Annotated in this window: 17 protein-coding genes; 14 read left to right on the top strand and 3 right to left on the bottom strand. The window is 34.8% G+C overall.

Annotation, left to right across the window (positions count from 1 at the left end; genetic code table 11):
* Positions 1 to 9 precede the first annotated feature (9 nt).
* A complete protein-coding gene (locus SJY24_RS20115; RefSeq protein ID WP_000732300.1) occupies positions 10 to 867 on the top strand; it encodes a YitT family protein in 858 nt (285 codons plus the stop codon).
* Positions 868 to 913: 46 nt separating this feature from the next.
* Here the strand turns inward: SJY24_RS20115 and pdxR are convergent, their stop codons facing one another.
* Positions 914 to 2,314 carry a MocR-like pyridoxine biosynthesis transcription factor PdxR gene (gene pdxR / locus SJY24_RS20110; RefSeq protein ID WP_377865932.1) on the bottom strand — a complete coding sequence of 467 codons (1,401 nt, stop codon included), beginning with the start codon at positions 2,312 to 2,314 and terminating at the stop codon, positions 914 to 916.
* A 131-nt stretch (positions 2,315 to 2,445) separates the two neighbouring features.
* Between pdxR and SJY24_RS20105 the strand changes: the two genes are divergently transcribed.
* The 8 genes from SJY24_RS20105 to SJY24_RS20070 all read left to right on the top strand — a co-directional run bounded on the left by SJY24_RS20105 (position 2,446) and on the right by SJY24_RS20070 (position 7,716).
* On the top strand, positions 2,446 to 2,868 hold the full coding sequence (locus SJY24_RS20105) for a GNAT family N-acetyltransferase (RefSeq protein WP_002127030.1): 423 nt from the start codon (positions 2,446 to 2,448) through the stop codon (positions 2,866 to 2,868).
* Between the two features lie 150 nt (positions 2,869 to 3,018).
* The gene (locus tag SJY24_RS20100; protein WP_377865931.1) at positions 3,019 to 4,146 is read left to right on the top strand and encodes a metallophosphoesterase; all 1,128 of its coding nucleotides are present in this window, start codon (positions 3,019 to 3,021) and stop codon (positions 4,144 to 4,146) included.
* 232 nt (positions 4,147 to 4,378) lie between these two features.
* Complete coding sequence (locus tag SJY24_RS20095) at positions 4,379 to 4,945, top strand: GNAT family N-acetyltransferase (protein WP_377865930.1); 567 nt, start codon at positions 4,379 to 4,381, stop codon at positions 4,943 to 4,945.
* Positions 4,946 to 5,512: a 2'-5' RNA ligase family protein gene (locus SJY24_RS20090; protein WP_377867283.1), complete on the top strand. Its 567-nt coding sequence runs from the start codon at positions 4,946 to 4,948 to the stop codon at positions 5,510 to 5,512. It begins immediately after the preceding gene.
* Positions 5,509 to 5,994: a GNAT family N-acetyltransferase gene (locus SJY24_RS20085; RefSeq protein WP_377865929.1), complete on the top strand. Its 486-nt coding sequence runs from the start codon at positions 5,509 to 5,511 to the stop codon at positions 5,992 to 5,994. Before SJY24_RS20090 ends, SJY24_RS20085 begins: the two co-directional genes overlap by 4 nt.
* Before the next feature lie 11 nt (positions 5,995 to 6,005).
* Complete coding sequence (locus SJY24_RS20080) at positions 6,006 to 6,371, top strand: cupin domain-containing protein (RefSeq protein ID WP_377865928.1); 366 nt, start codon at positions 6,006 to 6,008, stop codon at positions 6,369 to 6,371.
* Positions 6,372 to 6,374: 3 nt separating this feature from the next.
* Positions 6,375 to 6,803, top strand: a complete 429-nt coding sequence (locus tag SJY24_RS20075; RefSeq protein WP_212090503.1) for a GNAT family N-acetyltransferase — start codon at positions 6,375 to 6,377, stop codon at positions 6,801 to 6,803.
* A 31-nt stretch (positions 6,804 to 6,834) separates the two neighbouring features.
* The gene (locus tag SJY24_RS20070; RefSeq protein WP_377865927.1) at positions 6,835 to 7,716 is read left to right on the top strand and encodes a phosphotransferase family protein; all 882 of its coding nucleotides are present in this window, start codon (positions 6,835 to 6,837) and stop codon (positions 7,714 to 7,716) included.
* A 25-nt stretch (positions 7,717 to 7,741) separates the two neighbouring features.
* On the opposite strand, the gene SJY24_RS20065 is transcribed toward SJY24_RS20070, so the two are convergent.
* A complete protein-coding gene (locus SJY24_RS20065) occupies positions 7,742 to 8,527 on the bottom strand; it encodes a GNAT family N-acetyltransferase (RefSeq protein WP_377865926.1) in 786 nt (261 codons plus the stop codon).
* A gap of 132 nt (positions 8,528 to 8,659) precedes the next feature.
* Here SJY24_RS20065 and ytfJ point away from each other — a divergent pair, with 132 nt between their 5' ends.
* The 4 genes from ytfJ (at position 8,660) to SJY24_RS20045 (ending at position 10,676) form a co-directional block, all read left to right on the top strand.
* Entirely contained in the window at positions 8,660 to 9,085 is a 426-nt protein-coding gene (gene ytfJ / locus SJY24_RS20060; protein ID WP_377865925.1) for a GerW family sporulation protein, read from the top strand.
* 160 nt (positions 9,086 to 9,245) lie between these two features.
* Entirely contained in the window at positions 9,246 to 10,022 is a 777-nt protein-coding gene (locus tag SJY24_RS20055; protein WP_000014098.1) for a hypothetical protein, read from the top strand.
* A 51-nt stretch (positions 10,023 to 10,073) separates the two neighbouring features.
* Entirely contained in the window at positions 10,074 to 10,394 is a 321-nt protein-coding gene (locus SJY24_RS20050) for a hypothetical protein (protein WP_000761191.1), read from the top strand.
* A 69-nt stretch (positions 10,395 to 10,463) separates the two neighbouring features.
* The gene (locus SJY24_RS20045; RefSeq protein WP_000711203.1) at positions 10,464 to 10,676 is read left to right on the top strand and encodes a hypothetical protein; all 213 of its coding nucleotides are present in this window, start codon (positions 10,464 to 10,466) and stop codon (positions 10,674 to 10,676) included.
* Positions 10,677 to 10,706: 30 nt separating this feature from the next.
* On the opposite strand, the gene SJY24_RS20040 is transcribed toward SJY24_RS20045, so the two are convergent.
* Positions 10,707 to 11,045 (bottom strand): hypothetical protein, encoded by a 339-nt coding sequence (locus SJY24_RS20040; RefSeq protein ID WP_001253195.1) that lies wholly within the window; start codon positions 11,043 to 11,045, stop codon positions 10,707 to 10,709.
* Positions 11,046 to 11,404: 359 nt separating this feature from the next.
* Here SJY24_RS20040 and SJY24_RS20035 point away from each other — a divergent pair, with 359 nt between their 5' ends.
* Positions 11,405 to 12,085 carry a class I SAM-dependent methyltransferase gene (locus tag SJY24_RS20035; RefSeq protein ID WP_001051563.1) on the top strand — a complete coding sequence of 227 codons (681 nt, stop codon included), beginning with the start codon at positions 11,405 to 11,407 and terminating at the stop codon, positions 12,083 to 12,085.
* Positions 12,086 to 12,155 lie beyond the last annotated feature (70 nt).

The following is a 12,155-nucleotide window of genomic DNA, read 5'->3' as shown; positions in this document are numbered from 1 at the left end:
GGGTAATGAATGAAAAAATTATTTGAATACGTATTATTAACAATTGGCTCCATTATTGTAGCGGGTTCATTAGAGCTTATTTTAGCGCCAAATGGCTTAGTAGACGGTGGGGTAACCGCGATTGCTATTATGGCAAATAAAGTTGCTGGATTACCGCTTTACGGAGTGTTTTTAGGACTTAACATCCCGATTTTACTATTTACTGCAAAAGTAATGGGAAAGAAGTTTTTCATCCGTACATCCTATGCAAATGTTGTTACAACACTCGGATTGATTTATTTAAAACCATTTCCAGCAATTACGACTTCGGAATTATTAATTGTACTTTATGGAGGAGTTCTATTTGGTGTTGGTGTAGGGATTGTTGTAAAAATGGGCGGAGCAATTGATGGATCAGAAATGTTAGCTGTTTGGATGAACAAGCATTTTAAAGTACCAATTAGTACATTTTTACTTGCTGTAAATGCGGTTATTTTTGTATTTGTTGCTATTTTATTTTCAATTGAGCAAGCGATGTTCTCATTAGCAATTTTCTATATTGTTACGAAGATGATAGATTTCATATTAGACGGTATTAATCAAGGAAAGAGCGTCATGATTATTTCGAATAAAAATAAAGAAATTGGCGAACTGCTTATGAAAGAATTACAGCTGTCTGTTACGTATCTACATGGAGAAGGTGGTTTTTTAGGAGAGCACCAGAGAATTATTTATTGTATTACAAACCGTTTCATTTATCCAAAAATGAAAGATCTCGTTCTCTCTGTAGATCCAAGTGCTATAATTGAGGCTTCTTATTCAACAGAAACAACTGGTGTAAAGCGTCCAGGAAGGACAGCGAGATCAGGGCAAGTATCAGAAGAATAGTGAATAAAAATAACTCCACGTAAGTATAACTTACGTGGAGTTATTTTTATTTAGGGAACCAGACTTTTTTTAATAATTTGACAACCGTTTCGATACTATCTTCGGGAATACTGCCGAAACCGAGTAATACATACGATGCCTTCTTTAAATTGTGAACAGAATCGTATGTGGAGAGAGGATACAACTTGATTCGCTGTTTTGCAGCAGCATGAATAAGTTCTTGTTCGTTCATCCCATTATGAACATGAAGTACGATATGAACCCCGGATTGTTCACCGAGTATATGAACGTTATTGCCCATTTCGTTTGTAATAGATTTAACTAAAGAAATATGTTTTCTTTTATATAACGTACGACTTCGATTAATATGGCGTTCCCAATCCCCATTTTGAATAAAGGTTGCAAAGGCAAGTTGCTGCAGGGTAGAAACAGTTTGTTTAAACATGCCTCCAAGCGCTTTATAGATTTTTAAAAGATGAGGTGGTAAAACGATATACCCCATTCGCAAAGAAGGTAAAAAGGATTTCGAGAAAGTTCCCATATAAATAACGCGTTCATTTGAATCTAGTCCCTGTAAAGAGGGGATAGGTTTTCCTACATAACGAAATTCCCCGTCATAATCATCTTCAATAATATATCCTTCGCAATCATTGGCCCATCTTAATAATTCGAGCCTTCTAGATAATGGCATAATCATTCCAAGAGGAAATTGGTGAGATGGAGTGACGTATGCTACATTAGCACTTGATTCACGTAAAGCTGAAATATGAATCCCTTTCTCATCTAGAGATATAGGGTGAACAGGAAGAGCAGAACTTTGAATCATAGCAGTTATACGGTGAAATCCAGGGTTTTCGATTCCATATTCTTTTTTTGAACCAAGCAGTTGGAGTAGTAGCCAAAGAAGAGGCTGTGTACCGGCTCCAATAATAATTTGATCAGGTGTAGAATGTACCCCGCGAGCATGATATAAATATTTTGAAATATGTTCTCGTAGAATGAACTCACCTTGAGGATCTTCTTTAGCAAATAATTCATTTTCATACTGGAATAAAGTTTCTTGTAATGCTCTTTTCCAGTTTGTAATTGGAAAAGCTTTTTGATCAATAAGGCCTTGGCTACAATCATAGTCATATTGTTCTTTCTTTATATTGTTAGCGCTGTTTGACGCAACTTGTTGTTTATTTTGAATGACATCAATATCAACTTCCGCAACAAAAATCCCGCGTTTCGGTTTACTTTCTACATAACCTTCAGCTAGTAATTGTTGATAAGCAGATTCAATAGTAATACGACTAACATTAAGTTGTATCGCTAAATTTCTGTGAGAAGGAAGGCGTGTACCGGCAGGTAGTGATCCCTGAGAAATTTCTCGTTTCATATATTCGTAAATTTGTAAGTAAATTGGTGTTTTACTTTCTAATTGTAATGGGATAGTAAGGTCCATTTTAAGAATTCTCCTTTAAAAACTGGCCATATAAAAAATAATCGAACTGTCACTTAAGTCAAGGGCAGTTACTTTTTATAATGATGATATAACATTTAGAAAAATTAATAAATAGCAAGGAGAGAGTTATAATGAATATTAGAGAAGTAGTAACAGAAGCTGATTTACATGATGTATTCCCCGTATTACAGCAATTACGAACAAAAATTTCAAGAGAAGAAGCAAGTTCTTTATTTCAAAAAATGAAAAAAGAAAATTATAAACTACTCTCGTTACAGAATGAAGATGACGAAGTTGTTAGTCTAGCTGGTGTAGCGATTTGTACGAATTTTTATAATGAGAAACATGTTTTCGTATATGATCTTGTAACTGCAGAAGCTCACAGATCAAAAGGATATGGCAAGGTTCTGCTGTCATATGTAGAAAAATGGGGGGAAGAAAAAGGGTGCAGTTCTATCGTTCTTACATCAGCGTTTCCAAGAGTTGATGCACATCGTTTTTATGAAAGAGAAGGCTATGATAAGGTAAGCTATTCTTTTTATAAAGAATTATAATATTAAGGGGGTTCTATGTGTGAGAACATATGGAACCCCTTTTAATTTAGAATTGAAGAATGAGGAGGGTTAATTACTTATTTTGTCGAATAGTCTCTTTATAATTGAGACGATAATATTGAATTAAAAGAAGGTTAGGGGAGTTTATACTTGGAAAAAATTCAGAAACTATTAATCCCAAAAGGTGTAAGAGTTATTGTAATATCTGATATTCATGGCGGATTAAATCTTTTAAAGGAATTATTACATAAAGTTAATTTTAAAGATGATGATTATTTAATTATAAATGGCGACCTTTGTGAGAAGGGGAACGATAGCATTGGCGTCGTAAACTATGTGATGGATTTAGTAGTTAGCAAGCCAAATGTTTATGTAATTGAAGGGAATTGTGAAGTTGTAGTTGAAGCACTTGTAAATGAAAATCCTGCGCTAATAAATTATTTATGTACGAGAAAGAATACAATTTTTAATGAATGGCTAGCGGAATTGAACGTTACCGTTAATGAAGAAAGTGATATTTGTGAAGTGAAAAACATATTGATGGGCCATTTTTCAAAAGAAATAAAGTGGCTAACAGAATTACCGACAGCGATTGAAACAGAAGATTATATCTTTGTACATGCTGGCCTTGAAGATAGAGAGAATTGGAGACAAACAGACAGGAAAAATGCAATTGCAATGCCAGAGTTTTTTAATAAATCACATAGAGCGGATAAGTACGTAATTGTTGGACATTGGCCTGTTGTGAACTATTCCGAAGAGGCGCCGTCTAACAATCCAGTTATTGATAAGGAGAAAAAAATTATTGCGATTGATGGTGGTAATGCGATTAAAGAAGCAGGGCAATTAAACGCATTTATTATTCAGAGGACAACTTCAGGTGATACGTTTTCTTATACATATGTAGATCATTTTCCGCAGTATGAAGTATTGGCCGATTTTAATGCGAATTCAGTAATGCAGGGCGGGGTTACATATCCGCATTATTACATAGAGCCTGTGGAGAGAATGAAAGGTTTTACCGTATGTAAACAACTAGGAACAAATGAATTACTTCATGTGAAAAACGAGTATATAAAGCAACTTGAATCAGGTGAGTATACAGTGAAAACGGATATTTCCTGTGCACAATTAAGCGTTAGAAACGGGGATGTTGTTTCTCTCATTGATGGTAGTTGTGCCGGATATGATTTAATTAAAAAAGATGGAGTAGAGGGCTGGATAGAGAAAGGGATTCTACTTGAGATAGAAAAGAAGGGAAATACAATATTTAGCTAAAATGGGAGGAATATAACCTCCTATTTTTTATTAACTATGTTACGAGTTCGTACTTCATCTAATTTTTTCCGAAGTTCCGTTTCTAAATTAAACTCGAAAAAATTGGCTAATTTACATAAATAATTTGTATTTTATAACAAAATTATACAATATAATAAAGGGTTTTTGTTTTGATTTTTCTGAAAAAACATTATAATTATATATGAAATAAAGAGGAATGTAGGAGGAAATTATGCAAAACGTTATATTAAAGGGGAACAAAGTTACAATTCGTACAATTGAAGAATCGGATATAAAAACATTATGGAGCTTCATATATAAAGAAGAAAATCCAGAGTGGAAAAAATGGGATGCACCGTATTTTCCGTTTGCAATGCAAGAATATTCGTCCTATAAAGAGAAGATGCAAACTCGTTTACAAGAAGAACCGCTATCAAATTTAATAATAAAAAATAACGGTCAAATTATAGGGACAGTCGGATTTTATTGGGAACATAAACCGACGCGTTGGTTAGAAATGGGAATCGTAATTTATGACCCAGAATACTGGAATGGTGGCTACGGTACAGAAGCATTAACATTATATAGGGACTTACTATTTGAAAATATGGAGATTGGTAGAGTAGGACTTACGACTTGGTCTGGTAATGAACGAATGATGAAAGTAGCGGAGAAAATAGGAATGCGATTAGAAGGTAGAATGCGAAAATGCCGTTATTATAACGGGACATACTATGACTCTATTCGAATGGGAATGATTCGTGAAGAGTGGGAAGCACTATGTGTAACAAAGGGGTGAATAAGTGTATACGCTATTATTGCTACATTTGATTGTGTGTTCACTAATAAAGTTAGAGAATTGCAAAATGAGTTAACGAATATAATTGAAACAAATGAACTAGCCGGAGTAGAACCGCATATAACATTGGCTGATTATAATGAGTTAGACGTTAATTTATATACGAAGAAATTAGAGGGATTTGTAGTTTTTCAGGAGAACATTGCTGCTGTAACTTTTCCTTCTGTTGGAACTTTTCCTACTAACGGAACGATCTTTCTAGCACCAACCATTACTGATGAATTAATAAGACTTCATCATTCTTATCATGATTATTTTAAAACTTTTCATGATAATCCACAGTCCTATTACGTTCCGGGAAAATGGATTCCGCATTGCACGATTGCAAATGGGTTAAATTCAAATCAATTTTTAAGTGTAATGGAATATATATATGAAAAATTTGATGTTACAATAGCTTCGATTGGGAAGTTAAAATTAATTAAGGTAAATTATGAAGATGGTTTTGCCATTTCTTCTAGTATATTAGCAGAATATAATTTAAAGAGAATGGAGACATCGAGATGACATATGTAATTAGAGAAATGAAGCAAGAAGATATTCATGCTGTACAAAACGTAGCAAAAATAGCTTGGCATGATACTTATGAAGGAATTATTCCGAGAGAGATTCAAGATAGTTTTTTAGATGAAGCCTATTCTGATGAAAAAATGAAATATCGTCTTAAAAATACACATTTATTCGTTGCAGAAGAAGAGGGAGAAGTAATTGGATTTGCGAATTTTTCACCTGTTAGACTGCAAACCGAAGCAGAATTAGGTGCGATTTATTTGTTACCAGATCAGCAAGGAAAAGGGATAGGAAGTGCTTTGTTAAAAAGAGGGATTAAGGGACTAAAAGGGATTCGGAAGCTGTACATACATGTAGAAGCAGCAAATGAAAAGGGAAAGCGCTTTTATGAAGCGAAAGGTTTTGCAGCTTTAGAGCAATTTGAAGAAGATTTTGAAGGACATTTGATGCAGACAGTAAGGATGGTTTTATACATATAGGGGGAGCAGGAATGAAAATATTTGATTTCAGTGCAGAAGTTGGGAAACACATCTCAGCATTTCAATCTAATTTCATAATGGCAAAAATATTAAATCATCAAGGGAATATACATATCGGTGCCATGCATTTACAAGAGAATGGAATTATCGGATATCATGAAGCAGTTGTATCTCAACTGCTTCTTATTGTGGATGGTGAAGGATATGTGTGTGGAGCAAATAAAGAAAAAGTGAAGGTAGAAGCTGGACAAGCTGTGTTTTGGGAGAAGGGTGAGTTTCATGAGACGAGTACGGAAAAGGGCTTGATGGCAATTGTTATGGAGTCGGAGAATCTTGAACAAGCCATATTAATGCCTATTAGTGAGGGGGAGTTGTGAAAAATGATAGTAAAGGCGAATCGAGAAGATACAAAAGAAATATTACATTATGCAGCTCAAGCGCTTTTTGAAGGGACGAGAGGGAATTGTCAGTTAAGTAAAGAGAAAGCGATTGAAATTACAAAGCCAATAATAGAAAAAGGGGCATATTATTTAGTCATTAAAGAAGAAAATAAAGTAATGGGATGGATATTAATAGGGGAAAACACAGACTATTTTTCTCGTGAAAAACTTGGATTTATATATGAGCTGTACGTATTCCCAGAATATCGCGGGAGAGGATTATCACGAGAACTGATGGAGGCCGGTATTAAGGAATTGAAGGAGAAGTATTCAGAAATTCGCTTAAATGTATTTGCTGGGAATTTTGCGAAAGAGATGTACGAAGAACTTGGGTTTGTTGAAAGACAGGTAATTATGACTTTGAAGTAAGTACAATAGCCTGAACGGGAGAAGAGAAAGAATGAGAAAAGAAAATGAGTATGTTGCGTATTTACAAAGGATATATCCTCAATTACAAATAAAATCGGTTTATGTAAATGAAATAGGTCAAAATAATGATGTATTAATTGTAAATGATAATATAGTATTTCGTTTTCCGAAATATGAAAAAGGTATTCAGAAACTTCGAGTAGAAACAAAGCTGTTAGAGAAAATAAGACCCTTCATTACGCTCCATATTCCCAATCCATGTTATCAAAGATTTCAAGATGAAGTGCCAGGGAAAGTATTTACAGGATATGAAATGATTGAGGGAGAACCGTTTTGGAAAGACATTTTTACAGAAATAAATGATGAAAAACAAATACAGAAACTTGCGTGCACATTAGCGGGATTTTTAAAAGAGTTACACGAAATTCCGTTATCTACATTTGAAGGTATTATGCAATATGATGGTACTGATATGTATTCAGAAATAAATAGTTTATATAGCAAATTACAAGAACATGTTTATCCATTCATGAGAACTGAAGCGAGAAAAGAGATCTCAAAATCATTTGAGTTATATTTAAATGAATCTAGTCACTTTAACTTTACCCCTAGTCTTGTTCATGGGGATTTTGGCATGACAAACATCTTATATAGTGCAACAAAGCGGGATATTTCAGGAGTTATAGATTTTGGTGGTGCGAGCATGGGAGATCCTGCTTATGACTTTGCGGGGATATTAGCTAGTTATGGAGAGGAGTTTTTACAACTCTTTTCGGTTCATTATCCTAATTTAGAAGCAGTAAAGGAAAGAATGTATTTTTACAAAAGTACATTTGCTCTTCAAGAAGCATTATTTGGTGTCCTGAATAATGATAAAAAAGCCTTTCAAGCTGGAATAGCAGAATATGTATAAAAGCCGATATCAAATCGGCTTTTTATTATCGATACATCGTCCACATTCCAATATCTTTAAACCCTAAACGTTTATAAATTCGTCCAGCTGCTGGATTGTTATAAAATAAGCAAAGCGTTCGGCCTTCTTTCGTAAAGTCTTGGATCATTTTCTGTAATATGAGCGAAGCATATCCATTCCCGCGATGATTCGGATGTGTACAGACTCCAACAACCATAGCCGATAATGAATTTTCAGCGGATGTAGAGGCGGATGCGATGATTGCACCGTCTTTTTCAATATAGTATGTACGTCCTGTATTAGTTTCGATAGCTTGTCTTAATATTTTCTCTGATTCATTAGCAGTCGGGAATTCAGCGATGTTACTTCGTAATTTCATAATTCGTTCCATATCATCGAGTGAGGCAAGTTTAATTGTTTCATGAATTGGTGTGCTAGGTAAGTTGTTGTCATCTAGACATTCGCAAAAATACATTTCATTTTTAGTACCTAGTTGTATATTTGAAGCAGTTTCAAATCTTTCTACAATAGTTGACTTGCCAGAGAGTTTAAGCGGCTTATATGCGGAAAGAAGTGCCTCATAGTCAGCGACTATAAACTCTCCTTTACTATACGGTATAAATGTTTCATGGAAGCGTAGCAAAATTGATTTTAATGTTCCGTTCTCTTTGAATGCGCCCCATAATTCTTGAAAATCTGTGTCATAACCGAAAGCTTCAATATCTCCAATGATAAATAAGTTAAGGGCTGCTTCTTCTTTTAGAAAAGAAAATACTTGTTCATGATCTTTCTTTGTTAATTTTCGCATCATCACGATTCGACCCCTTTTTTTATTTTTCTAAATATTACAACTTAAGTTTTTTGAAATCAATATAAAATTTTATGTTTAGTTCACAAACTTTCGGAAAAACTAGGAAAGATATGACAAAGGAGGTTATGAACGGTGGATCATCCAATTCAAGGATTAATGAAAGCAGCAATGGAAAATTTGAAGGAAATGGTCGATGTAAATACGATTGTTGGAGAGCCTGTTCAAACGGCTGACGGTGGTGTAGTATTAACGGTTTCTAAAGTAGCGTTCGGTTTTGGAGCAGGAGGTTCTGATTTCCAGACGAATGATGGACTAAGAGCGAATGGTAACCCTGCATTTGGTGGCGGTAGCGCGGGTGGAGTATCAATTACACCGGTAGCATTTCTAGTTGTAAATAAAGATGGGGTAAATATTCTTCATTTACAAAATGCGACACATTTAGCGGAAAAAATGATTGAATTAGCTCCACAAACAATTGATAAAATCCAATCGATGTTCCAAAAAGAAGAAAAGAAAGAGGAAAATCATCACCCTCAAAACCCAGATGATATCCTTTAAAAACGCCTGCTTATGAGCAGGCGTTTTTTCTTGTAATCAGTATGTAATAAAACACATGAAATTGTAAATAGTTTTTGAAGTTTTTTCTATGTTTCTAAAATTTTTCATGTTAAAATATGCTATAGAATTGAAACATATAAAACGAAGGTGGCTGGGTGCTTTGTCTGGAGGATCTGACCAAGTAAACAATATGATATATATTAATGGTAATCGTCGGGGTCATTGTTTTATTACATCTGGAATTACGTTTAAAGAGTTTGCAAGTAACATCCCTTCACCGCTTCATCAAGTATTACTTTTAAAGCATAATTTTGAGTGGACAGATTTTCATTATCATACTTTATTTGAATATGTCGAGGAAGAAAACATACATAAACTCATTCAAGCAGAGATTGATGAATTTGATGAATTTTGTTGGGTAGATTTTGATGATGCAAGCGATTTAGATGAGTTAGAGCCAAAAGAAATTGCAGAATTATTATATTTGGCTCACAAAAAAGAACCACTTGGAAGAACGTTCTTCCCGTTACTGAAAAATAGATTCGTTTATTTTTCACATGATGATGGTTGGTACAACAAAGTGTATTACCGTAGAATCGGTGATTTTGTAGGAATGCTAAGTAAAGTAATTCCATATAAACTCGGTTCGTTTGGAAAGAAACGTTTTACTTTCTTCCAAAAATCAAAAATTTTCCCAGCAATTTCAAAGGAAGTTATCCTTGGGCTTGTTCCGTTAATGGAAGATGGGTTATACATTGATTTAGCGGGGAAAATTGAGTCAAGAAGAGGTCTTGAAATTCCGGTATATGTAGTAGGATCATTCGAAAGTACGGATGAGGTACTAGATAATATCGATGAATTGAAAGCGGACGCAACAGAAACAGGTTGGCTCATTTTTGATAAGAAAGAACAAGAGTGGCAATGGGTAGTAGACTAAGAAAACTTGGCGCATGAAGTCAAGTTTTCTTGTCTTTTGAAAGGAGAACAAATGAAGAAATATTATACAATTGTGGGTATGGTAAGTATTATTCTCGTGGCGATATTACTTATAACTTGTCCGAAAGAATCAGATTTCAAATTGTATTTAGAGGATAAGTATGCATTGAAATGTGACGAGAGTAGCTTTGAATGCACGCAAAATGTAGATGGAAAAAAAGAAAAATTACAGTTTGAAAGTATTGATGCGCGAAATGGTGTTTTCTTTATGACTGTAAAGCAAACGTATAAAACAGAAGCTGGTGTTACAAAAGAATATAGCGGAGTAGGGATGTTTGGTACATTTCTTTTTGTTTCAGAGAAGACTTTCTAGTAATAGAAGGTCTTTTTTTTATGCTTATGTTCATATAGATGAAGTAAGACAAGCATAGGAGGGGTATTAATGAAGAAGGAGTGTATCGTTTGTGGTGGTGAGGAGTTTTTTTCATCAACATTATATGCACGTACGAAACAAGATTGGGCATATGCACCAAACATGTACCGATTTGAAAAGGTGTTTATTGAACAAAGGGACGAAGAAAATTATCCAGTCTTTCAAGAAATTACAGCCAAGCATTGTTGTGGATGCGGTCATATCATGTTGTATCATGAATGAACACACCAAGTATAACTTGGTGTGTTTTTTTTAAAACGCTGATAAAGCAAGCGGATATAGTAAAGTGAATAAAACAGAAAAACTGCCAAAACCAATTGCGGTATATCCAAGTGTTCTCGCTCCAAAGTTGACAGCTAATAAGCCAACTAAAATTGCAAGGGAGCCGAGTGTAACAGGATAAAAAGCAATGGAGAATAACGAAAGAAATAATGCGACATAGCCTATCATTGCTCCGGTATTTGTACCTTCTATTTCATTTGCAATTTCTTTGCGCTCATGTCTAATCGGAATACCAGCTGGTGATATTTCAGCTGCATACTCTTCGTTTTTTTCACCACTTTTAAAATGATGATTTCTCTTTCTTCGCATGTACATCCCTCTCTTTCAATTGGGTGTATCTATAGTATCCTTCATAAGGAAAAGAACATGAGTATGAGTTAAACCCAAGTAAAGCAAAAATTGGAGAAAGTAGATTCCGTTGTTATCCTGTACATCCTGCTATTTGCCGTGCAGTAAGGCTCCCACCTCAAAATTCAGCTGGAGCAAAGAATTTAGGTGGAGCCGGGTTACCCGAAAAATCCCGATTGGTGAGGGCTAATAATCAGTGGGGGACGAACAAAATCCCCCACTGATTAAAGCTTCACTTTATCTCCTTATGAAGATAAACAGGAATTTTGGAAAATGATGTAGAATGAAATGAATGATAATAACTGAAGGTAGGGGAATGTATGGCGAAGTTTAATTGGCATGAATCGGCAGAGAAAAAATGGGATAACAATGCAGAGTTTTGGAATCAAAATAGTCAAGAAATGTGGGATAGCGGGAGCAGGAGTACAATCATTCCATTTTTTGAGCAGTACGTCGAAAAAGAAGCACAAGTGTTAGATGTTGGCTGTGGTGATGGGTATGGTACATATAAATTAAGTGTTACTGGGTACAAAGCAGTTGGGGTGGACTTATCGGAAGTGATGATTCAAAAGGGTAAGGAACGCGGAGAGGGCTCAAATTTATCTTTTATAAAAGGTGATCTTTCTGCATTACCATTTGAAAATGAGCAATTTGAAGCAATAATGGCAATTAATTCTTTAGAATGGACTGAGGAGCCATTACAAGCATTAAATGAAATAAAGCGTGTTTTAAAGAAAGATGGATACGCATGTATTGCAATTTTAGGACCGACAGCAAAGCCTCGAGAGAATAGTTATCCTCGTTTATACGGCAAAGACGTTGTTTGTAATACGATGATGCCTTGGGAATTTGAACAGTTAGCGAAAGAACAAGGTTTTGAAGTTGTAGATGGCATCGGTGTATATAAGCGCGGAGTAAATGAGAAGATGTTAGGTCAACTACCTACAGAGTTACAACAATCGTTAACATTCTTATGGGTATTTATGTTAAAAAACGTATAAAGAAATGAAAGAATTTTTAGGAGGTAAATAAGTGCAGAAAATACAAAAAACTGATACAATATCATCAGAA

Origin of the sequence: Bacillus sp. R86525 (genome assembly GCF_042466195.1) — a bacterium.
GTDB lineage: Bacteria > Bacillota > Bacilli > Bacillales > Bacillaceae_G > Bacillus_A > Bacillus_A nitratireducens.
The sequence above is the reverse complement of the archived record's forward strand: the minus strand, read 5'-3'. Positions and strand labels throughout refer to the sequence as shown.

Excerpts from the sequence above, each read along its gene's own strand:
- SJY24_RS20080 (WP_377865928.1), top strand. The coding sequence starts at position 6,006 with ATGAAAATATTTGATTTCAGTGCAGAAGTTGGGAAACACATCTCAGCA.
- SJY24_RS20115 (WP_000732300.1), top strand. The coding sequence starts at position 10 with ATGAAAAAATTATTTGAATACGTATTATTAACAATTGGCTCCATTATT.
- SJY24_RS20035 (WP_001051563.1), top strand. The coding sequence starts at position 11,405 with ATGGCGAAGTTTAATTGGCATGAATCGGCAGAGAAAAAATGGGATAAC.
- SJY24_RS20105 (WP_002127030.1), top strand. The coding sequence starts at position 2,446 with ATGAATATTAGAGAAGTAGTAACAGAAGCTGATTTACATGATGTATTC.
- SJY24_RS20075 (WP_212090503.1), top strand. The coding sequence starts at position 6,375 with ATGATAGTAAAGGCGAATCGAGAAGATACAAAAGAAATATTACATTAT.
- SJY24_RS20040 (WP_001253195.1), bottom strand. The coding sequence starts at position 11,045 with ATGCGAAGAAAGAGAAATCATCATTTTAAAAGTGGTGAAAAAAACGAA.
- SJY24_RS20070 (WP_377865927.1), top strand. The coding sequence starts at position 6,835 with ATGAGAAAAGAAAATGAGTATGTTGCGTATTTACAAAGGATATATCCT.
- SJY24_RS20065 (WP_377865926.1), bottom strand. The coding sequence starts at position 8,527 with ATGATGCGAAAATTAACAAAGAAAGATCATGAACAAGTATTTTCTTTT.
- SJY24_RS20045 (WP_000711203.1), top strand. The coding sequence starts at position 10,464 with ATGAAGAAGGAGTGTATCGTTTGTGGTGGTGAGGAGTTTTTTTCATCA.
- SJY24_RS20095 (WP_377865930.1), top strand. The coding sequence starts at position 4,379 with ATGCAAAACGTTATATTAAAGGGGAACAAAGTTACAATTCGTACAATT.
- SJY24_RS20050 (WP_000761191.1), top strand. The coding sequence starts at position 10,074 with ATGAAGAAATATTATACAATTGTGGGTATGGTAAGTATTATTCTCGTG.
- SJY24_RS20085 (WP_377865929.1), top strand. The coding sequence starts at position 5,509 with ATGACATATGTAATTAGAGAAATGAAGCAAGAAGATATTCATGCTGTA.
- pdxR (WP_377865932.1), bottom strand. The coding sequence starts at position 2,314 with ATGGACCTTACTATCCCATTACAATTAGAAAGTAAAACACCAATTTAC.